Origin of the sequence: Mesorhizobium sp. M1169, assembly GCF_040318345.1 — a bacterium.
Taxonomy (GTDB): domain Bacteria; phylum Pseudomonadota; class Alphaproteobacteria; order Rhizobiales; family Rhizobiaceae; genus Mesorhizobium.
Genome location: NZ_JAMYME010000021.1, coordinates 39,326 through 59,516, shown reverse-complemented (window position 1 = coordinate 59,516; position 20,191 = coordinate 39,326). Strand labels below are relative to the sequence as shown.

The following is a 20,191-nucleotide window of genomic DNA, read 5'->3' as shown; positions in this document are numbered from 1 at the left end:
GCAGATGAGCAAGAGCGAACGCCCTAGCCAACTCTTTCGCAACCTCAATGCGAAAATCGCCTCGATCCCAATGATCCTCACCGCGCTGGTGATCTTTGTCGGCGGCAGCGCGTGGACGGTGCTTTATTCCTTCACCAGTTCGAAGCTCCTGCCACGGCTGCATTTCGTCGGGCTCGACCAGTACTACCGGCTGTGGTCGGTGCCGCGCTGGCTGGTCTCGATCGAGAACCTGCTGATCTACGGCGTGCTGTCGCTGCTGTTCTCGCTGGTGATCGGCTTCCTGCTTGCCGCCCTGCTCGACCAGAAGATCCGGTTCGAGGACACGTTCCGGACCATTTTCCTCTATCCCTTCGCCCTCTCCTTCATCGTCACCGGCCTCGTCTGGCAGTGGTTGCTCAACCCCGAGTTCGGGATCCAGGGAGTGGTGCGCAGCCTCGGCTGGACGAGCTTCAGCTTCAATCCGCTCTATGATTCCAGCATCGTCATCTACGGCATATTGATCGCCGCTCTCTGGCAGGGCACCGGGCTCATCATGTGCCTGATGCTGGCCGGCCTGCGCGGGATCGACGAGGATATCTGGAAGGCAGCGCGGGTCGACGGGATACCGACCTGGAAGACCTATCTGTTCATCATCATACCGATGATGCGGCCGGTCTTCATCACCACGCTTGTCATCATCGCTGCCGGTATCGTCAAGATCTATGACCTGGTTGTCGCCCAGACCAGCGGCGGGCCCGGCATCGCCTCCGAAGTCCCGGCCAAATATGTCTATGACTACATGTTCTTCGCCCAGAACCTCGGTCAGGGGTTCGCCGCCTCGACGATGATGCTGCTGTCGGTGATCATCGTCATCGTGCCGTGGGCCTATCTCGAGTTTGGAGGCAAGAAGCGTGTCTGACCAAGCCGTTTCATTGCCCGCCATTGCCGGCGCCGGCGGGCTCGAAGCCTACGGGCCGAGCGGGCCGAAGCCGCGCCACACATTCTCGCGCCGCAACATCTTCCTCTACGGCACGCTGATCGTGGTGGCGCTCTACTATCTTTTGCCGCTCTATGTGATGGTGGTGACGTCGCTCAAAGGCATGCCCGAGATACGCCTCGGCAACATCTTCTCGCCGCCGATGGAGATCACCTTCGAGCCATGGGTCAAGGCCTGGTCGAGCGCCTGCACCGGGCTCAACTGCGACGGGCTGTCGCGTGGCTTCTGGAATTCCGTGCGCATCACGATCCCGTCGGTGATCCTGTCGATCGCGCTCGCCTCGGTGAACGGCTATGCGCTTGCCAACTGGCGCTTCAAAGGTGCCGACACCTTCTTCATCATCCTGATCGTCGGCGCCTTCATCCCCTATCAGGTGATGATCTATCCGATCGTCATCATCCTGCGCGAAGTCGGCCTTTACGGCAGCCTCAGCGGCCTGGTGATCGTCCATTCCATCTTCGGCATGCCGATCCTCACACTGTTGTTCCGCAACTACTTTACCTCCATGCCGGAGGAGCTGTTCCGGGCAGCGCGTGTCGACGGCGCCGGCTTCTGGGGCATTTATTTCCGCATCATGCTGCCGATGTCGCTGCCGATCTTCGTCGTCGCCATCATCCTGCAGGTGACCGGCATCTGGAACGACTTCCTGTTCGGCGTCGTCTACACCCGCCCCGACACCTATCCGATGACGGTGCAGCTCAACAACATCGTCAACTCGGTGCAAGGCGTGAAGGAATACAACGTCAACATGGCAGCCACCATCCTGACCGGCCTGGTGCCGCTGATCGTCTATTTCCTGTCCGGAAAATTGTTTGTGCGCGGCATCGCCGCCGGCGCGGTGAAAGGATGATGGCGATGAACGCAAACGGCAGCATTGCGGCAAACGGCACCAGCGTCTCGATCCAGAACCTGTCGCTGAATTTCGGTGCGATATCGGTGCTGCAGACGCTCAACCTCGATGTTGCCGAAGGCGAATTCATCGTGCTGCTCGGCCCGTCCGGCTGCGGCAAGTCGACCTTGCTAAACTGCATTGCCGGGCTGCTCGACGTTTCCGAAGGCCGCATCTTCATCAAGGGCAAGAACGTCACCTGGGAAGAGCCCAAGGATCGCGGCATCGGCATGGTGTTCCAGTCCTACGCGCTCTATCCGCAGATGACGGTGGAGAAGAACCTGTCGTTCGGGCTGCGCGTTGCCGGCCTCGCCAAGGACGAGATCGCCAAGCGCATCGCCCGGGCTGCCGAGATCCTGCAGATCGAACCGCTTTTGCATCGCAAGCCGGCGGCGCTGTCCGGCGGCCAGCGCCAGCGCGTGGCGATCGGGCGCGCACTTGTGCGTGACGTCGATGTCTTTCTGTTCGACGAACCGCTCTCCAACCTCGACGCCAAGCTGCGCGCGGAATTGCGCGTCGAAATCAAGCTGCTGCATCGCAAGCTCGAGAACACCATGATCTACGTCACCCACGACCAGATCGAGGCGATGACGCTGGCCGACCGTATCGCGGTGATGAAGGGCGGCGTCATCCAGCAGCTCGATGCGCCGCAGACCATCTATAACCGGCCGGTCAACCGGTTTGTCGCCGGCTTCCTCGGTTCGCCGGCAATGAACTTCCTCGACGGCAGACTGGAGCAAGCGGCAGGCGACTGGCACTTCGTCGCCGAGGATGTGCGGATACCGCTTGCCACCTATGCTTTCGAGAAGGACCCGGTGCCAGGGCCGGCCGTGTTCGGCATCCGCCCCGAGCACGTGGCGTTCAACAGCGGCACGGGATGGCCGTTCGCAGCCACGGCAAATGTCGAGGTCGTCGAGCCCATGGGTTCCGACACGCTGGTCTGGCTGAAGCTCGCCGGCCAGAATTTCACGGTGCGGGTGACAGCCGAGCGCACGCCAAACAACGCCGAGGCGGTCGGCATCGGTTTTGACCCGATGCGCGCCTCGCTTTTCGACGCCGTCACAGGCAACCGCCTCTAGAGCATGATTTAGCCTCCCAAGACTCTTCCATTCCCCCAAGACTCATCCCCCCAAAACTAACCATCCACAAGAAAACGGACAGAGACGATGAACTGGTCATTCCAACTTTACAGCGCCCGCAATTTCCAGCCCTGGGAGGGCGTGCTCAAGATGCTGGGGGAGCTTGGTTACAGCCAAGTCGAAGGGTTCGGCGGCGTCTATAACGATCCCAAGGCGTTCCGTGCCGAGCTCGACAAGAACGGGCTCGCCATGCCGACCGGGCATTTCTCGATCGACGCGCTCGAGAAGGATTTCGACGGCGTGCGCAGGACGGCCGACGCGCTCGGCATCACGCTGCTCATCTGCCCGTTCCTGAACGCCGAGTTCAGGCCGGCCGACACAGCCGGCTGGCGCGGTTTCGGCGAACGCCTGGCCAAGGTCGGCGAGACGGCCAGGAAAGCCGGCTATGGCTTTGCCTGGCACAACCATGATTTCGAGTTCAAGGCGCTTGCCGACGGCTCGGTGCCGCAGGACCATATCCTGTCCTCCGCGCCCGACATCGGCTGGGAGATGGACGTCGCCTGGGTGGTGCGCGGCGGCGTCGATCCGCTGCCCTGGATCGAGAAGCACGGCAAGCGCATCGTCGCCGTCCATGTCAAGGACTTGGCCAAGCCGGGCGAGGGCCTCGACGAGGACGGCTGGTCCGACGTCGGCCACGGCACCATCGACTGGCCCGGCCTGATCAAGGCGCTACGCGCCAAAAGCGCCGCAAAATACTACGTCATGGAACAGGACAATCCCAACGATATCGAGCGCTTCGCCCGCCGCTCGATCGCAGCCGCCAAGACCTATTAGGAGCACATCAGCATGGCAACAAAACTTGGCATCGGCGTCATCGGCTGCGGCAACATCTCGAAGGCGTATTTCTCGCTGGCGCCGCTGTTTCGCGGCATCGAGATGCGCGCCTGCGCCGACATCAACATGGAAGCGGCGAAAGCGCGGGCAAAAGAGTTCAAGCTGCGCGCCGAGACCGTCGTGGGGCTGCTCAAGGCCGACGATATCGACATCATCGTCAACCTGACCATTCCGGCGGTGCATTACGAGGTGTCGAAGCAGATCCTCGACGCCGGCAAGCACGTCTATTCGGAGAAGCCCTTCGTGCTGTCGGTCAAGGAAGGGCTCGACCTGAAAAAACGGGCGGAAAGCAAGGGGCTGCGCATCGGTTCGGCGCCCGACACCTTCCTCGGCGGCGCGCACCAGCTTGTCCGCGACCTGATCGACACCGGCAGGCTCGGCAGGATCACCAGCGGCACCTGTCATGTGATGAGCCATGGCATGGAGCATTGGCACCCCAATCCGGACTTCTTCTTCCAGCCGGGCGCCGGGCCGGTGCTCGATATCGGACCGTATTACATCACCAACCTGATCCAGCTGATCGGGCCGGTGAAGCAGGTCGCCGCCTTCGCTTCGATCCCGATGACGGAACGCATCATCAGCTCGAAGCCGCGCGCCGGCGAAAAGATCCCGGTCTCCACGCCGACGACGATCCATGGCGTGCTGGAATTCGAGAACGGTGCCGTGGTGACGCTCAACACCAGCTGGGACGTCTGGAGCCACGGCCACGCGCCGATGGAACTCTATGGCGAGGCGGGCACGGTGTTCGTGCCGGATCCGAATTTCTTCGGCGGCGACGTGCGTTTCACCGAGGCCGCCAAGCCGGTGAAGAAGCTGCCGAAATGGCCGCATCCGTTCGGCGTGCCCAACGAGATGCATTCGCAAGGCATGATGGCCAACTACCGCACCGCCGGTTTGGCCGACATGGCGATCGCGATCAGGGAAGGTCGGCCGCACCGCTGCTCGATGGAACTGGCGCTGCATGCCGTCGACGTCATGACCGGACTGTTGCGTTCGGGCGAGACCGGAAAGTTCGTCGCCATGCAGACCAGCTGCGAGCGGCCCGCGGCACTCGGCGTCAAGGCGGCGAAGGAGCTGCTGGCGAAGAAGAAAACCAAGTAGGCGGCGCGCCTCCCAAGCACCGCAAAAAGCCTCTCCCCGTTTGCGCGGGGAGAGGCTAAGGGTGGCAAGCTCGACTGCCCCACTGTCGCGGCGGCAGCCGTCGGGCTCGTTTCGATTTGAGGATTTCCCATGCCGTATGTCCCCGCCGAAAACCGCTATGACAAGATGGTCTACAATCGCTGCGGGCGGTCCGGCCTGAAGCTGCCGGCGATCTCGCTTGGGCTGTGGCACAATTTCGGCGACGACACGTCGCATAGAACCAAGCAGGCGATCACGCGCAGGGCGTTCGATCTCGGCATCACGCATTTCGACCTCGCCAACAATTACGGCCCGCCGCCCGGCTCGGCGGAGCGGGCGTTCGGCGAGATCCTGCGGACGGACTTTGCCGGTTATCGCGACGAGCTGATCATCTCGACCAAGGCCGGCTACGAAATGTGGGCAGGGCCTTATGGCGAGTGGGGCGGCCGCAAATATGTGCTGGCCAGCCTCGACCAGAGCCTGAAGCGGATGGGGCTCGACTATGTCGACATCTTCTATTCGCACCGCTTCGACCCCGACACCCCGCTGGAGGAAACGATGGGCGCGCTCGATCACGCGGTGCGCTCGGGCAAGGCGCTCTATGCCGGCATTTCCTCCTATAATTCGCAGCGCACCCGCGAGGCCGCCGACATATTGAAGCAGCTCGGCACGCCTTGCGTGATCCATCAGCCGAGCTATTCGATGCTCAACCGCTGGGTCGAGGATGATGGCCTGCTCGATACGCTGGAGGGGCTTGGTGTCGGCTCGATCGTGTTCTCGCCGCTGGCGCAAGGCATGCTGACCGACAAATATCTCGGCGGCATCCCCGATGGCAGCCGCGCCAGCCAGGGCAAGTCGCTGCGCCCGGCATTCATCAACGACAAATCGATCGCCAATATCGAGGCGCTGAACGTCATCGCCCGTCGCCGCGGCCAGACGCTGGCGCAGATGGCGCTGGCCTGGGTGCTGCGCCGAGGCAGGGTCACATCGGCGCTGATCGGCGCCAGCCGGCCGGAACAGGTCGAGGATTGCGTCGGCGCGCTGAAGGCGCTCGACTTCAGCGATGCCGAACTCGCCGAGATCGACAGCTTTGCCCGCGAGTCGGACATCAATCTCTGGGCGGCATCGGCCGAGCGCAAGGGGCCGCCGAGGAAGCAGGCGATGACGGCATCCACGACTCAGACCGGGAACGACGATGCGAGCATTTGAGCCACGCGGTCAATCTACACAACGACAGCCGGGCGAACATAGTAAAGAGTGCACTGTCACCGTAATTTCTGCCGGGCTTCAGGGAAGGTGTTCGAGTGTATCTGGCTTTGTGCGGCGAAAGCTAACTTGCTCCAACTTTCCAATTTCTAGTTCGACAGAGATGCGTACGCCGTCGTTGAGCTCTATTTCGAGGGCGTCTTGATCGAATTTTACGGAAACTATGCTCATACCTATTAATTTCCAAAGAATTGGAAGTGATCCGTTGTGTTTTACGACATCGTACTTTGAGAGCTCATCTGAAATATAGATTTTAAAATCGCTATTTATATCTATCGATATCCTATCTCCCATGTCTAAGGACAAAGCTTCAATCACAACCGAATACAATTCGATTCTAATCAAAGTTACTTCGGTATTCTCAATCCACGATATCCGATTACTCATTACGGAAACCTCAATGAATTGAATGGATTTACAGCATAGTAGGCAAGATCGCTATCATTCAGTACAGTCCGCCCGGTAACTGGTGAAATTTAATTACGGTGACGGTACACCTTTTTGAGCCGCGACATCCGTGTCGAGCAAATCGAACAGCCCGTCGACGATGGCAGCCGGTCCTTCATCGGTCTCAGATCCACAACGCCGTCGAGTTGATCCGTCAGATGCGCCCGGGCGCTTGACCAGGCCAATCGGCCGCCTGCCTCACCAGTCCCGCGCGCACAGGGTCCAACCCGACATCGCGCACTGCCGACAAGAGGTGGACGGTACCTCAATACATCTTCCTCTACTCTCCAGTACATCTGCAATCCTTATCAAAATTTATTTCGGCATCATAGGCCAGCGTCCTGGCGCCGACCGCGGTCGGCGCATGCGGACGCGGCGATGATGCCGTGGGATACAATAAGTCCGGCAACTCGCGTGCGCGGGGTCAGATTTGCCACTTCAGTTGGCAGCCGTCTTCGACCTCGACAGCCAGCGGCTAGCTTTCGGCTGCCTTGAGGTTCCGCGCGGCTTCCTCCAGCGTCGCCCTGTCGTTGCCAAGCCTGTCGATCAGCTCTTGCGCCTGATCACCGGTTATCCCGGTGCGCATCGCCAGTGCCTCGACCGTCAGAACGTCGGAACTGGCGATCGTTCCCGCCGCAACGCGGTCCGCGTCGTCGAGACCAAGCTCATGTTTTGCCTGCTGCCAATGACGCTCATGTTCGCCGTGCGGACGCCCCTCGCGCACCCAGATTTCATAGGCTCGCTGCCGAATTTTTTCATGCCGATCGTCATCCATGGCGGTTCCTCCCTTGTGGCGTTTTCACCAACGCGGGGAGCGCCGGAACGATCCGATGTTGATGCCGAATTCGCAGACATGCCGGACAAAAGCCGGTTTCTCACCGAACAAACACCGGACATACGCGTTTTGCGGAGGAACCTGCACAGTGGGCCGGCCGTTGAGCCGAGCCTGAGCAAAGGAGATTACCATGGCCGACGAACCGAACGAATCCGCAGCACCGAAGATGACTCAACGTGAAGCTCAGGAAGCCCTGGAGAAGCAGGTCGCGCAGCTGAGGCGCGAGATCAACAAGATCAACCGAACCTTGGCGGAACGCGCGGAAGAGGCGATCGAGGACGCCGGCGATTGGTATGGCAACGCTGCTGAGCGCGCCTCCCGGACGGCACAAGCCCTGCGCAACAGGGCACAGACGGTGTCCGGGGTGGTCCAGGAGAATCCTGGCACAATATCGTCCGCCTTCATACTCGGAGCGGCCGTAGGGGCGCTACTGGGCCTCGCCTTGGCCGCCACAGACCAGCGCCGCGATCGCTGGTTTTAGTCCCAACCTAAGGTTCCGGGCAGAAACGGCGGGATTGCTCCCGCTGTTCATTGGTTCAGCAAATGACACCGGTCAGGGCGTGGCGGGCTTCTGCGCCGTGCCGAGGGCTTTGGGCGCTGCGGGCGCCGCCGTCTTCATCTTCTCCTCGATCCAGCCGGTGTAATTGGCCAGCCGCGTGTAGATGCCGTAGGCGTTCTTGTGGCCGCAGGCGGTGCCGCCGTCGGCCGGACCTTCGCCCCAGCTGACGACGCCGACCTGCACCGGACCATCGGCGCCGGTCACGAACAGCGGTCCGCCGCTGTCGCCATTGCAGGCGTCGCGCTCGCCGCTGGCCGTGCCGGCGCAGATCATGTTGCCGGTAAGCGGATCGGCCATATCGGCTGCAATCGCGTTGGCGGCCGCCTCGATGCCCCTTTCCGAATAACGCATGCGGCGGGCGAGCTCGCCGAGCGCTGCCTTCAAATCATGCGCATAAATCGCCTTGATGCCGCTGTTGCAGGTTGCGTTCGGCTGGAGGTCCAGGTCGGCGACCATCAGCGCGGTGGGAAACGTTCCGTCCTGCATCTTGCCCCAACCGGTGACCGTCGTCTTGCCGGCGTCCGGTGTCGGCTCACGGGCAATTTTGATGGTCGGGGCATCGGCCGGCGCGGCCAGCCGGATCAAGCCGAGATCGTTGTCCAGCGTCTGCTCGCTGTAGCCCTCGTTGACGATGATCTCCACCGCCTTGTAGCGCTTGCCCTCGCTCAGATCGGTGGCGCCGGTGAGCACGGTGACCATATCAGGCGAAATCGGCTCGCCGTCGTCATTGAGGCAGTGCGCCGCCGTCAGCACCCATTGCGGCGCGATCAGGCTGCCGCCGCAGAACTGCGCATTCGCCTGCGAGGCCGGGCTTTTGTCCAGTTTGCCGGCGGTCAGCAATGCCACCTGGAACGGGTAAGCGCCCTTCTCGGCCTCTTTGCCGCCGTAGACGCGATCGGCGCCGTCGGGGTTCTCCGCCCTGGCCTTGGCCCTGGCCTCGGCCACGCGTTTCATCGGCGAGATCGCCGCCTCCGGCCGAGCGGCCGCGTCCGTGGCATGAACGGATTTGACGGCCGGCAAGGCCGCCGCGATGCCGAGCAGCGCGGCGGCGGCAATCGGTCTGAACCTATGGATGATCTTCACCTCGAACCCCCTGAGACGATGTTCCCGACAGGTCAGTCGCCGACGCATGGTCCACTGAAATGGAACCGGCCGGTGAGATCATGCTCCACGGCGAAGCACGATCCGTCACAAAGCCGAGCACCATTTCTGCTAGTCGTGCTGTCGAGCCAACCCGCCCAAAATCCTATAGCCCCCCACGGGCTATGTGGAAGCAATTTGTCGTTGCCAATGTTGGATTATTTTAGGCAGTATACCGTTGCAGGCATTTTTGGCGGGGACCTAAACTGGCTGCACTGAATAATGGCCCGGTAAAGGCACCGGTAACCAATTTCATTTTTTTGCGCCACCACGATCTCGACAATATTTCTGTATCTTGATCCAGTCCTTGCTGACTTTTGGGAGAGTCTCACCATGACAAAACTGACACATAGCATTATTGCGTCCGCGTTGCTTTCCACCGCAATGTGGGCGGTTCCTGCCTTGGCTGCCGATCCAGGTTCCGCCAATGCCGGCAACGGCGAAAGCATGCGGGATGTAACATCGGGCGATTACAAGCCCGGCCGGGCGAAACCAATCGCCCCGCCGAAACTGACCGACGACGAGGCCAACCGCGCCGCGCCGCTCACCGACGAAGCAACGGCCGTCAAATCCTATGGCATCGTCGGCCGCTCCGCCGATGGCAAGGACATCAAGATTGACCCGAACGAGACGCTGAAGGACCTTGTCATCAAGGACATGAACGCGCCCGCCGACGGGCAGAAGTCCGACAATTCCGGACTGAGCGGAGGCGAAGAGGCTGGCCGTCAGGTGTTCGGCACGGACGACCGCGAGCAGATCAAGAATACTAAAACCTACCCATTCACCGCGATCGGCTATCTCGAAGGCAAATCGAAGAGCGGCAGCTATGGCAGCTGCTCGGCGACGCTGATCGGCCCGCGCACGGTGCTCACCGCGGCGCACTGCCTCTACAGCCACGAGGACAAGGCCTGGCTCGACGATATCCTGTTCGTGCCGGCTCTCAACGGCAAGACTGCCGACGACGCGCCGTTCGGCGCCTTCACCTATGAAAGCGCTTATGTCATCCAGGGCTTCATCGACAATTACCAGGGCTTTTACGGCTCGGTCGTGCCGTGGGATCTCGGCATCGTCACCCTGAAGCAGGATGTCGGCACCAACCTCGGCTGGCTCGGCTATGCCAATTATGACGACCTCGGCGATTTCACCGCCAACATCATCGGCTATCCCGGCGACAAGCCGATGGGCACGATGTGGAAGGCGACCTGCGAAGTGCATGCCGAAAACATCGCCACCGAGTATTTCCAGTACGACTGCGACACCTATCCCGGGTCGAGCGGCAGCTCGGTCTATGCCTATGACAATGGCTCCAAGCAGCGCGTCATCACCGGCGTGAACGTGGCCGAGAGCCCGGATGCCAATACCGCCGTGCGTCTGAACGCCATCAACGTCCAGTGGATCAACAGCCTGTACAAATAGGCCTGCAGAGTTTCCGCCGCGATCGTCGCGGAAAACCGGCCGGCGGCGGAGCATTTCCGTCGCCGGCTTTCGCATTTTCGGGAATTATCTGGACTGGGCCGAGGGTGGCGCCTGGCGCACATAGTTCTCGATCGGCTGGGCGAAAGTCGGTGAACCGGCCTTGCGCTCCTTATCGATATAGCCGGCAAAATAGCTCCAGAAGGAAGCGGCATAGTCGCGGAAATAGGAGTCGGCGACGTCGCGCGAGCACAGCCTGCCTTCGACGCAGAAGGAAAGGCGGTTGAGGAAATAGACGACGCGGTCGAAATTGTCGCTGAAGTCGGCAAGCGGCATGTCGCCGCCGGTAGCGCTCATCGCTTCGATGCCGATGCGCTGTCTGAACACCTGTTCCTCGGTCGGCGTCGGATTGGCACTGAGCAGATTGCCGTATTTGGCGTTGAGCGCCGCCAGGCGTTGCTTGAGGGCCCGTTGCGCCTGCTGGTAATCCTTGCTTTCCCAGAGCTCGACCAGCGACATCGTCTGCTCGATGCGCTTCTGCTCCTGGTTCGCCAGGAACTGGTAGACCGAAAAGATCAAGGTGAAGATGATCGCCAGGCGCACCAGCAATCCGGACCAGGCATAGACGAGCATGCGCCAGTCGCGATCGGTGAATGGGTTCGCCTCCTTCTTGACCTCGTGATTGCTCACCCACGGCAGGCCTTCGACGGTTTCCGGCAGCGACACCGGCTTCTTTTGCGGTACCGGCGCCGTCACTGCCTGCTGCGTTGCGTTGCCCCCCGCTTTCGTCATCCGCAGCTGTCCAATTCTATGGTGGCGGACGGGTCGAGCACGATGCCCGGCGTCTCCAGCTTCTTCTTCAGGCAATCCAGCTGCGTGCGCGAAACGATGAACTGCACGTCAGGCTCCACCTGCGCCTTGCCCGGCGACGGCAACGGCTCGACCACGCCGCGCGAGGCGCAGCTGCTGAGATCGACGACAACGGCGGTGTTGCCGGTTTTGGCGATCCGGTCGTACTGGTCGAGAAAGCAGCTCGCCAGTTCGGAATTGATGACGACCTCCTTGGCGCAGAGGCCGCAAGCCTCGTCCGCCGAAGCATTGGCGGCCAGCAACAGCCCGGCGACAAGGCCGGCGGTTGTTGCGCGCCACGAAAATACGATCCTGTTCACGAACGCCCTCACCCGTTCCGTTCGGCCGCCGACAGCGGTGGTCGAAGAATGTTCATTATCAGCCGATTAGGCAAGAGGCCCGGCCGGGCACCTGACCGCGCCTCAGGCGCGCGGCACGGTCTCCATCGGAAAAATCATCACGGCGCCCTTCGACCCCTTGTCGTCGGTCAGCCGCATGGCCGACCGTGTCGCCGGCGCCATGCCGATATCGGCCAGCATGTCGGCGAAGCTTGGCTGTCCCAGTCCGCGCGTTACCGAGACAACGCCCTCTTGCGCCAGGAAGCTCAGATCCTGCTTCTCGCTCTGCGGCGGTGCTTCGGTCAAGACGGCGATCATCCGCTCCATGCCGAAGCTGGTGTCGGTGAATTTGAACAGGCCTTCCTCGAGCACGGCGCCTTCGGTCAGGCGCTCGGCAAGAAAATGCTGGATGGAATAGTCGGAGCCGACGTAGAGCACGTTGATGTCGACCAGGTTGGTCGAACCGTTCCTGGCCAGTACGTGGACCTGATCGTCGGGCGAAACACGCGGCACAGTCGACGCTTCGATCGGCTGCAGCGTGTCGCTGTCAAAACGCTTGATCCGGAACTCGACGCTGACCTCTTCCGGCCGATAATCGGAGGCGGCGGCCAGCCTCGACAGGCCAATGGCGCGGAAGATTTTCGTCAGATTCCCTGCGGCGGCCTCGATCAACTTTTCGCGGCCGTCCGGATGAATGACGATCAACGGCGGCTTGCTGCCGCCCTTGAGCGTCATGTCGCCCGAAGCCGGCAGGAACCACAGCGCCGGCGCGTCGGTGGCATCTTCTGCGGCGCCGGCAATGGCGTTCTCGCGCAGCACTGCGAGACGCAGATCTGCGCTCTTGCCCGGCTCGACCAGCGCGATGTGAAACCCTGAGCTCTTCCTGGCCGCCAGTTCGTCGAGAACCGAGTTCGCCAGCGCGGCCTCTTTCTCGAGGCCTTTGGCCGCAGCCGGCCGCGCGACCACGAGCTTGTAGTCGACGGCGAGCTCGGCCAGCCGTGCATAGGCATTGGCGGGGATATCGGCCAGCTTGAGCGCCGGCTTGCCGCCGAACTCGACCGGCTTGACCCGGCTTTCCAGGTTTTTCGTCGACTGAACCTGGAGATAGCCAAGCGCCTCGGACAGCGGCGACAGCGCCGACGGCAATATTGCGAGCCTGCTGCCGGGGGTGAGGCGTTGCAGCAACCCGGCGCCGATCGTGGCTTTGTCGTTCTCGATGACGATCGGCCATTGCATGACCGCGTCTGTCTTGTCGGTGCCGAAGACGCGTGCGTCGAGTTCCCCTTCGAACAGCGGCGTCGGCCGGGTGCGGCCGTCCGCCGAATATTGCTGCAGCACGGCCTGGCCGAGCTGGCGATAGGTGATGTTGGGGTTCTCGGCCAGTTTCGACAGGATGGTGAAGGTGAACAGGCCGAAACGCGGTGCATCGGCCGTGCCCTTGGGCAGCGGCATCTCGGGCGTCGTCTCCACCGTCTGCGCCGCGTAGAAGGCGACCAATTTGCCCTTGGTGGTCGGCTCGGCGCCGGTCGGCGTCAGCTTGAAGGCCGGCTTGCGCTGCCCGTCCTCGTCAAAGCCGCGTGACGCGGCCGACGCAATCTCGTCATAGGCTCTCACCGCAGCCGCCCTGGCAGCGTCGTCGCCGCCGACCAGATCGGCGAACTCGACCTTGCGTTCCAGCTCGTCGTCGACCTCGGCGGCGCGCGTCGCCGTGCCGGAATGGCAGCAGTCGAACACGGCCCAGACAAAGGCGCCCTTGTCGCGGATAACGTCGAGAGCGGTGCCGATCTCGTTGTCGACCAGCGCATTGGGCACGCCCTTTTCGCGGTTCACCCATTTGTCGATGTCGGACGGCAAGAAAATCTCGTCGAGGCCGTCCGTCTCGTCGCCCTTGTTCGCTGCCGGCTGCTGCGCGCCGTGACCGGACAAATGCAGGTAGACGAAATCGTCGCGCTGGACCTTGACGGCAAGATCGGCCAACGCCGCCTTGATCGCCGCATGTGTCGGCGGTCCGTTGGCGCCTTCGACATCCTTGGCGAGCAGCGTGACGTTTTCGGCCAGGAATTTTACCGGCGCGGGCGTGTTCCCCAGGAGGTAATCGCGCACCAGGCCGGCATCGTTTTTCGGTCCGATCAGCCAGTTTTTCTTCGGCAGGTTCGGGTAATCGGTGCAGGCAACAAGCAGCGCATGGTAGGTGCGCGCCGCTGCGAATGCCCGAAACGGCACCAGGCCGGCAGCGGCCAGCGCGGACGTGCCGGCAAGCAGCGTCCGCCGCGTCACTTTGATCATGATTGCTTCCCCAAGCCCGATCGAATTTCCAAGCACGGCCAGCCTGGCCGAGGATTTTGTCAGTATTTTGAATATGGCGTCGCCGGCCAGCCGACCACCGGCTGCGAATAGAAACAGTAGCAAAAAAGGCAGTTCGTCGCTATCTCAGTGGAAGAGGCCGGATTGCATGCCTAATGGCAGCGATCGGCACGGAGCGGCTTGGAACGGGATCATGGCGGCAAGGGATGTACTGACGAAGAACCAGCTTTGCGTGCTCGAGAAACTCGAGGCCGCCAGCGGCCCGCTCAGCGCCTATACGTTGCTCGACCAATTGCGCGAGCGCGGTTTTCGCGCGCCGCTGCAGGTCTACCGGGCGCTCGACACGCTGGTGAAATCCGGCTTCGTGCACAGGCTCGAAAGCCTCAATTCCTTCGTCGCCTGTGCCGAGCCGCACGACCACAGCCATTCGATGACGGCGTTTGCCATCTGCGACACCTGCGGCCAGGTGACCGAGTTCTCCGACCATGATGTCGGCCACCGGCTCGACGAATGGGTGCGCTCGACCGGCTTCGCCGCCAAGAAGGCGGTGATCGAGTTTCGTGGGACATGTGCGAAGTGTTTGGCCGAGGCGGCTTGAGGCCGGAGCAACGCGGCGAAGGCGGAGCAAGGTTTTCCGAGCCCTCGCCGGGTGTTCCCGGATCGGCTCAGTAGGGAAAGGGTCTCCTTGAGGTATGCCGGATGTGCAGGATCTCAATTGCGTCGGCACGGGCACGATAGAAGACCTTATAAGGGTAGCGGCCTATGAAGAGGACGCGAACGCCAGGGATGTCGGTCGCGTGACCGCTTTCGGGAAATTCGGCAAGTCGCGAAATCCCAGCGTGGATCCGAGAAATGACTGAAAGGGCGCCCTGAGGCGCCCGCTCTTCGAGGTAGTTGAAAATCGCCTCGCGTTCGGCAAAGGCTTGCCGCGTAAATCGGACCTTCATAGCCTGCGGCGGGTGTCGGCCGCGCGAACGGTATCCTCATCTACGAAAGTGCCGTGATCGGCCTCTGCTAGGCCCGCTGTGACCGCGCTGCGCTCTGATTCCGACATCGCATACACGCCAGTCCGCCGCGCCTCGATGACGCGGGCGTAATCAGCAAGCTCCTCCTGGTCTTCGCGAGGCCAAGCTTCCGCATGCCTTACCAGATTCTCAAGTGCCTTGGTGATCATACGGGCACTATAGCATACCGCTGCTGCTCGTGAACCTTGAACCGAACATGGCTCTGTGGCCCGCCTTAATGCGCCTCTTCCCAGTTGTTGGCGGCGCGGGCGTCGACGTGCAGCGGCACCGACATCGACACCGCCGGCATGGCGGCGTTCTCCATGACGTGGCAGACGACCGGGATCGTCGCCTCGACCTCGGCTTCGACCGTCTCGAAGACCAGTTCGTCATGCACCTGCAGCAGCATGCGGGCGGAAAGCCTGGCTTTTTCCAGCGCCTCGTCCATACGGATCATGGCGCGGCGGATGATGTCGGCGGCGGTGCCCTGCAGGCGTGCGTTGATCGAGGCGCGCTCGTTGAACGCCCGGACCGAAGGATTTGACGATCTGATTTCCGGATAGTGGATGCGGCGGCCGAAAATGGTCTCGACGAAGCCGTGCTCGCGGGCATAGGCCTTGGTCGCATCGATATAGTCGCGGATGCCGGGAAAGCGCTCGAAATATTTCTTGATGTAGTCGCCGGCTTCCTCGCGCGCGATCGACAGCTGGTTGGCGAGGCCAAAGGCCGAAATGCCGTAGATGATGCCGAAATTGATCGCCTTGGCACGGCGGCGCACTTCCGAAGGCATGCCCTCGACCGGCACGTTGAACATTTCAGACGCGGTGATGGCGTGGATGTCGGCGCCATCGGCGAAGGCCTGCTTGAGCTGCGGGATTTCGGCGACGTGGGCGAGCACGCGCAATTCGATCTGGCTGTAGTCGGCGGAAACCAGCTTGTTGCCCTTGTCGGCGATGAAGGCCGTCCTGATCTTTCGACCCTCGACGGTGCGCACCGGAATGTTCTGCAGATTGGGATCCGAGGACGACAGCCGCCCGGTCGTCGTCGCGGCAAGCGCGTAGGAGGTGTGGACGCGCTTGGTGTCGGGATGGATGAAGCCGGGCAGCGCATCGGTATAGGTCGATTTCAGCTTGGTCAGCTGGCGCCAGTCGACGATCTTGCGCGGCAATTCGTGGCCTTCGGCGGCGAGGTCTTCGAGAAGCTGCGCCGAGGTCGACCACTGGCCGGTCTTGGTTTTTGAACCGCCGGGCAGACCCATCCTGCCGAACAGGATGTCGCCGAGCTGTTTTGGCGAGCCGATGTTGATGCGTTCGCCGACCAGCTGGTAGATCTCGTCCTCGAGCCGTGCGGCACCCTGTGCCAGTTCGCCGGAGAGCCGCGACAGGATCTGCCGGTCGACGGAGATGCCGCGCTGCTCCATCCGTGCCAGGACCGGCACCAACGGCCGTTCAAGCCGTTCATAGACCGAGACCAGGCCCTTGGCGGCAAGCCGTGGCTTCAGCACTTGCCAGAGCCTGAGCGCGACGTCGGCGTGCTCGGCCCCGTAAGCCGTCGCCTTGCCGAGGTCGGCCTGATCGAGGCCGACGAAGCTTCTTCCCGAACCGGCCAGTTCCTTCAGCGGAATGGTCGCGTGGCCGAGCCATTTATCGGCCAGCGCCTCCAGGCCGTGGCCACCGTGGGTTCCGGCCTCGAGCACGTAGGAGATCAGCATGGTGTCGTCATAGGGGCCGATCTCGATGCCGTGACGGCTCATGACGACAAGGCGGTATTTCATGTCGTGCACGATCTTGAGGACGGATTTGTCCTCGAGCAGCGGCTTGAGCAACGCCAGCGCGTCGCGGATCGGGACCTGGTTTTCGACCGCGCCGCCGCCGAGCAGGTCGCCATTGCCGTTTTTGTGGGCAAGCGGCACATAGGCGGCGTGGCCGGGCGCGACGGCCATGGCAAGGCCGATCAGTTCGGCCCGCATCGGATCGGGCGAGGACGTCTTAACGTCGAAGGCGACGATGCCTCTCTCCATCGCCTCGGCGATCCAGGCCTTCAGCGTCGCGGCGTCGCGGATGCAGGTGTAGGCGCCGGTGTCGATCTTGCGGGCGGTGGCAGCCTCCAGGCGAAGCGCCGAAAGCAGGGATGGGGTGTCGCCTTGCTTGGCTGCGGCCGGAGCTTCGAGTGCCGCTTCGTCCGACGGCGGTGCGCTCTCGGCGGCCGCGGGCACGCCAAAACCCATATCGGGGCCATGCGCGGTATCGGCACGCTCTATGGTGACGGGGGTGGCTGGAACGTCGCCGGCGTCGGTTCCGGTCGCTTCGGCCACGCGGCGGGTCAGCGTCGAGAATTCCATGGTCTTGAGGAAGCCGATCAGCCTGGGGCCGTCCGGCGCATGCAATACGAATTCGTCAAGCCCTTCGGTCACCGGCACGTCGTTCTTCAGCCTCACCAGGTCACGCGAAATGCGTGCCTTGTCGGCATTGGCGATGATCGATTCGCGCCGCTTGTCCTGCTTGATCTCGCCGGCGCGGGCGAGCAGCGTGTCGAGGTCGCCGAACTGTTCGAGCAATTGCGCTGCCGTCTTCGGCCCGATGCCGGGCACGCCCGGCACATTGTCGACCGAATCGCCAGTCAGCGCCTGCAGGTCGATCATTTTCTGTGGCGGCACGCCCCATTTCTCGATCACCTCGGGAACACCGATCTGGCGGTCCTTCATCGGGTCGTACATGGCAACCGTTGGGCCGACCAGTTGCATCAGATCCTTGTCGGAAGAGATGATGGTGGTGTCGGCGCCGGCTTCGCAGGCAAGCCGGCAATAGGTGGCGATCAAATCGTCGGCCTCGTAGCCTTCCGTCTCAAGGCACGGCAGGTTGAAGGCCCTGGTCGCCTGGCGGATCAGGCCGAATTGCGGGATCAAATCTTCCGGCGGCGCCGAGCGGTTGGCCTTGTATTCGGGGTAGAGGTCGTTGCGGAAGGTCTTCGACGAATAGTCGAAAATCACGGCGAAATGCGTCGGCACGATGCCGACATCGGTGTTGCGGGCGTCCTGCGTCAGCTTCCAGACCATGTTGCAGAAGCCGAGCACGGCACTGGTCGGCAGCCCGTCGGACTTGCGGGACAGCGGCGGCAGCGCGTGATAGGCACGGAAGATGTAGCCGGAGCCGTCGACAAGGAAGAGATGATCGCCTTTTTTCATGGCACGAGGGAATAGCGCGGCGCAGCGCCGCGGTCCATGCCAAAGGCGGCTTCTGCCAAGGGTTCCGGCAACACCCTGACAAATGGCGTGCGAGCCTGGCCTGCCATGCGGCCTGGCCGGAGCTTTGTTCGCTCACGGCTATGTTACAAAAGTGTAATTTTTGTGCCCTTGAATCGCCACGTTCGCAGACACAGATAAACGCCATCGGCAGTTTTCGCCGAAGTCCGGAGCAAGGCCCGTCCCCCGCCTATCCCGGACACTTGCGGCAGCCTATCCCCCCTCTCCGGGCTGCCGCATCGTTTCGAGTAGAGGCCGCCGTGGTTCCCTCCACCACGGCGGCATTTTTTTGCCTTTGGACAGGAAGCTGTGGCCCAACGGTCGCGGGCTTTCCGTTTCGCAACATGGGCTCTAGATTCGCCGCCAGAATCGAAAGGCCCGCCAGATGTCCGCAGTTTCCCCTGTTCTCGACCGCCTCGACAAGAACTTCGACCAGAGCCTGGAACGCCTGTTCGGCCTGCTCGGCATCAAGTCGATCTCCACCGATCCGGACTACGCCGCCGACTGCCGCAAGGCCGCCGAATGGCTGGTCGCCGAGCTCAAGCTGATCGGCTTCGACGCCAGCGTGCGCGACACACCAGGCCATCCGATGGTGGTCGCGCATCACGATGGGCCGGCGGGCGCGCCGCATTTGCTGTTTTACGGCCATTACGACGTCCAGCCGGTCGATCCGATCGAGCTGTGGGAAAGCGACCCGTTCGCGCCGGCGGTCAAGGAGATCGAGCCCGGCCACAAGGTGATCACCGGCCGCGGCGCGGCCGACGACAAGGGCCAGCTGATGACCTTCGTCGAGGCCTGCCGCGCGTGGAAGCAGGTGCATGGCGGATTGCCGTGCCGAATCACAATCCTGTTCGAGGGCGAGGAGGAGTCCGGATCGCCGTCGCTGAAGCCGTTTCTCGAGGCGAATGCGGATGAGCTCAAGGCCGATTTCGCGCTGGTCTGCGACACCGGCATGTGGGACCGCGATACGCCGTCGATCTGCGTCTCGCTGCGCGGGCTGGTCGGCGAGGAGATCACGGTGACTGCCGCCGACCGCGACCTGCATTCCGGGCTCTATGGCGGTGCGGCCGCCAATCCGATCCGCATCCTGGCAAAAATTCTGGCCGACATCCACGATGCGGATGGTCACGTCACCATTCCGGGTTTTTATGACGGCGTCGAGGAAACGCCGTCGCAGATATTGCAGTCGTGGCTGTCGCTCGGTGAGACGGCCGAGACCTTCCTCGGCCCGATCGGCCTGTCGATCCCGTCCGGCGAAAAGGGCCGCTCGGTGCTCGAACTGACCTGGGCGCGGCCGACGGCCGAGTTCAACGGCATTATCGGCGGCTATACCGGCAAGGGCTTCAAGACGGTGATCGCCGCGCAAGCCTCGGCAAAAATCTCCTTCCGCCTGGTCCACAAACAGGATCCGGAAAAAATCCGCGCCGCCTTCCAGGCATTCGTCAGGCAGCGGGTTCCGGCCGACTGCTCGGTCGAATTCCACCCGCATGGCGGCTCGCCGGCGATCCAGCTTTCCTACGACTCGCCCTTCCTCGCCAAGGCCAAGCAGGCGCTGTCCGACGAATGGCCGAAGCCGGCGGTGGTGACCGGCAGCGGCGGCTCGATCCCGGTGGTCGGCGATTTCCAGACCTATCTCGGCATGGAATCGCTGCTGGTCGGTTTCGGCCTCGACGACGACCGCATCCACTCGCCGAACGAGAAGTACGAGATGAGCTCCTTCCACAAGGGCCAGCGCTCCTGGGCGCGCATTCTCGAGGCGCTGACACGCTGAAATTGCGCCAGACTCAAGTTTTTGTTGATTTTTCGCCGGATCGCGGCAAGGACGGGCACGGTCTGTC

The 20,191-nt window shown here is 62.4% G+C and carries 17 protein-coding genes; 10 read left to right on the top strand and 7 right to left on the bottom strand.

Features of this window, described 5'->3' with window-relative positions:
- Positions 1 to 4: 4 nt before the first annotated feature.
- The 6 genes from NKH41_RS20360 to mgrA all read left to right on the top strand — a co-directional run bounded on the left by NKH41_RS20360 (position 5) and on the right by mgrA (position 6,166).
- On the top strand, positions 5 to 898 hold the full coding sequence (locus NKH41_RS20360; RefSeq protein WP_352767003.1) for a carbohydrate ABC transporter permease: 894 nt from the start codon (positions 5 to 7) through the stop codon (positions 896 to 898).
- On the top strand, positions 891 to 1,826 hold the full coding sequence (locus NKH41_RS20355; RefSeq protein WP_352644084.1) for a carbohydrate ABC transporter permease: 936 nt from the start codon (positions 891 to 893) through the stop codon (positions 1,824 to 1,826). The genes NKH41_RS20360 and NKH41_RS20355 overlap by 8 nt, the downstream gene beginning before the upstream one ends.
- A gap of 5 nt (positions 1,827 to 1,831) precedes the next feature.
- Entirely contained in the window at positions 1,832 to 2,944 is a 1,113-nt protein-coding gene (locus NKH41_RS20350; protein WP_352539434.1) for an ABC transporter ATP-binding protein, read from the top strand.
- An 87-nt stretch (positions 2,945 to 3,031) separates the two neighbouring features.
- Positions 3,032 to 3,778: a sugar phosphate isomerase/epimerase family protein gene (locus NKH41_RS20345; protein ID WP_352767005.1), complete on the top strand. Its 747-nt coding sequence runs from the start codon at positions 3,032 to 3,034 to the stop codon at positions 3,776 to 3,778.
- Between the two features lie 12 nt (positions 3,779 to 3,790).
- Complete coding sequence (locus NKH41_RS20340) at positions 3,791 to 4,939, top strand: Gfo/Idh/MocA family protein (protein WP_352767006.1); 1,149 nt, start codon at positions 3,791 to 3,793, stop codon at positions 4,937 to 4,939.
- Between the two features lie 129 nt (positions 4,940 to 5,068).
- Positions 5,069 to 6,166 (top strand): L-glyceraldehyde 3-phosphate reductase, encoded by a 1,098-nt coding sequence (gene mgrA, locus NKH41_RS20335; protein ID WP_352767008.1) that lies wholly within the window; start codon positions 5,069 to 5,071, stop codon positions 6,164 to 6,166.
- A 979-nt stretch (positions 6,167 to 7,145) separates the two neighbouring features.
- Here the strand turns inward: mgrA and NKH41_RS20330 are convergent.
- Positions 7,146 to 7,445: a DUF2934 domain-containing protein gene (locus NKH41_RS20330; protein WP_352767010.1), complete on the bottom strand. Its 300-nt coding sequence runs from the start codon at positions 7,443 to 7,445 to the stop codon at positions 7,146 to 7,148.
- Positions 7,446 to 7,635: 190 nt separating this feature from the next.
- Between NKH41_RS20330 and NKH41_RS20325 the strand changes: the two genes are divergently transcribed.
- The gene (locus NKH41_RS20325) at positions 7,636 to 7,986 is read left to right on the top strand and encodes a hypothetical protein (protein WP_023675228.1); all 351 of its coding nucleotides are present in this window, start codon (positions 7,636 to 7,638) and stop codon (positions 7,984 to 7,986) included.
- Positions 7,987 to 8,058: 72 nt separating this feature from the next.
- Here NKH41_RS20325 and NKH41_RS20320 read toward each other — a convergent pair whose 3' ends face one another.
- Entirely contained in the window at positions 8,059 to 9,147 is a 1,089-nt protein-coding gene (locus tag NKH41_RS20320) for a S1 family serine peptidase (protein ID WP_352767012.1), read from the bottom strand.
- Between the two features lie 390 nt (positions 9,148 to 9,537).
- Here NKH41_RS20320 and NKH41_RS20315 point away from each other — a divergent pair, with 390 nt between their 5' ends.
- Positions 9,538 to 10,620, top strand: a complete 1,083-nt coding sequence (locus NKH41_RS20315) for a trypsin-like serine peptidase (RefSeq protein WP_352474872.1) — start codon at positions 9,538 to 9,540, stop codon at positions 10,618 to 10,620.
- Between the two features lie 84 nt (positions 10,621 to 10,704).
- Here NKH41_RS20315 and NKH41_RS20310 read toward each other — a convergent pair whose 3' ends face one another.
- The 3 genes from NKH41_RS20310 to NKH41_RS20300 form a co-directional block, all read right to left on the bottom strand.
- Positions 10,705 to 11,409 carry a DUF4760 domain-containing protein gene (locus NKH41_RS20310; RefSeq protein ID WP_352767014.1) on the bottom strand — a complete coding sequence of 235 codons (705 nt, stop codon included), beginning with the start codon at positions 11,407 to 11,409 and terminating at the stop codon, positions 10,705 to 10,707.
- The gene (locus NKH41_RS20305; RefSeq protein ID WP_352474870.1) at positions 11,406 to 11,786 is read right to left on the bottom strand and encodes a hypothetical protein; all 381 of its coding nucleotides are present in this window, start codon (positions 11,784 to 11,786) and stop codon (positions 11,406 to 11,408) included. The genes NKH41_RS20310 and NKH41_RS20305 overlap by 4 nt, the downstream gene beginning before the upstream one ends.
- A gap of 102 nt (positions 11,787 to 11,888) precedes the next feature.
- Complete coding sequence (locus NKH41_RS20300; RefSeq protein ID WP_352767016.1) at positions 11,889 to 14,090, bottom strand: caspase family protein; 2,202 nt, start codon at positions 14,088 to 14,090, stop codon at positions 11,889 to 11,891.
- A gap of 211 nt (positions 14,091 to 14,301) precedes the next feature.
- Between NKH41_RS20300 and NKH41_RS20295 the strand changes: the two genes are divergently transcribed.
- Complete coding sequence (locus NKH41_RS20295) at positions 14,302 to 14,706, top strand: Fur family transcriptional regulator (protein ID WP_023675234.1); 405 nt, start codon at positions 14,302 to 14,304, stop codon at positions 14,704 to 14,706.
- A 67-nt stretch (positions 14,707 to 14,773) separates the two neighbouring features.
- Here the strand turns inward: NKH41_RS20295 and NKH41_RS20290 are convergent, their stop codons facing one another.
- Both NKH41_RS20290 and polA read right to left on the bottom strand, forming a co-directional pair.
- Positions 14,774 to 15,055, bottom strand: a complete 282-nt coding sequence (locus NKH41_RS20290) for a type II toxin-antitoxin system RelE/ParE family toxin (protein WP_352448351.1) — start codon at positions 15,053 to 15,055, stop codon at positions 14,774 to 14,776.
- Between the two features lie 292 nt (positions 15,056 to 15,347).
- Positions 15,348 to 18,296, bottom strand: a complete 2,949-nt coding sequence (gene polA, locus NKH41_RS20285; RefSeq protein ID WP_352469411.1) for a DNA polymerase I — start codon at positions 18,294 to 18,296, stop codon at positions 15,348 to 15,350.
- Between the two features lie 442 nt (positions 18,297 to 18,738).
- Here polA and NKH41_RS20280 point away from each other — a divergent pair, with 442 nt between their 5' ends.
- Positions 18,739 to 20,124 (top strand): M20/M25/M40 family metallo-hydrolase, encoded by a 1,386-nt coding sequence (locus NKH41_RS20280; RefSeq protein WP_352539426.1) that lies wholly within the window; start codon positions 18,739 to 18,741, stop codon positions 20,122 to 20,124.
- Positions 20,125 to 20,191 lie beyond the last annotated feature (67 nt).

Bases quoted from the DNA above. Each gene is read 5' to 3' on its own strand.
- NKH41_RS20325 (WP_023675228.1), top strand. From the start codon at position 7,636: ATGGCCGACGAACCGAACGAATCCGCAGCACCGAAGATGACTCAACGT.
- NKH41_RS20340 (WP_352767006.1), top strand. From the start codon at position 3,791: ATGGCAACAAAACTTGGCATCGGCGTCATCGGCTGCGGCAACATCTCG.
- NKH41_RS20360 (WP_352767003.1), top strand. From the start codon at position 5: ATGAGCAAGAGCGAACGCCCTAGCCAACTCTTTCGCAACCTCAATGCG.
- mgrA (WP_352767008.1), top strand. From the start codon at position 5,069: ATGCCGTATGTCCCCGCCGAAAACCGCTATGACAAGATGGTCTACAAT.
- NKH41_RS20290 (WP_352448351.1), bottom strand. From the start codon at position 15,055: ATGAAGGTCCGATTTACGCGGCAAGCCTTTGCCGAACGCGAGGCGATT.
- NKH41_RS20295 (WP_023675234.1), top strand. From the start codon at position 14,302: ATGGCGGCAAGGGATGTACTGACGAAGAACCAGCTTTGCGTGCTCGAG.
- NKH41_RS20300 (WP_352767016.1), bottom strand. From the start codon at position 14,090: ATGATCAAAGTGACGCGGCGGACGCTGCTTGCCGGCACGTCCGCGCTG.
- NKH41_RS20350 (WP_352539434.1), top strand. From the start codon at position 1,832: ATGAACGCAAACGGCAGCATTGCGGCAAACGGCACCAGCGTCTCGATC.
- NKH41_RS20345 (WP_352767005.1), top strand. From the start codon at position 3,032: ATGAACTGGTCATTCCAACTTTACAGCGCCCGCAATTTCCAGCCCTGG.
- NKH41_RS20280 (WP_352539426.1), top strand. From the start codon at position 18,739: ATGTCCGCAGTTTCCCCTGTTCTCGACCGCCTCGACAAGAACTTCGAC.
- NKH41_RS20310 (WP_352767014.1), bottom strand. From the start codon at position 11,409: ATGACGAAAGCGGGGGGCAACGCAACGCAGCAGGCAGTGACGGCGCCG.
- polA (WP_352469411.1), bottom strand. From the start codon at position 18,296: ATGAAAAAAGGCGATCATCTCTTCCTTGTCGACGGCTCCGGCTACATC.
- NKH41_RS20315 (WP_352474872.1), top strand. From the start codon at position 9,538: ATGACAAAACTGACACATAGCATTATTGCGTCCGCGTTGCTTTCCACC.
- NKH41_RS20330 (WP_352767010.1), bottom strand. From the start codon at position 7,445: ATGGATGACGATCGGCATGAAAAAATTCGGCAGCGAGCCTATGAAATC.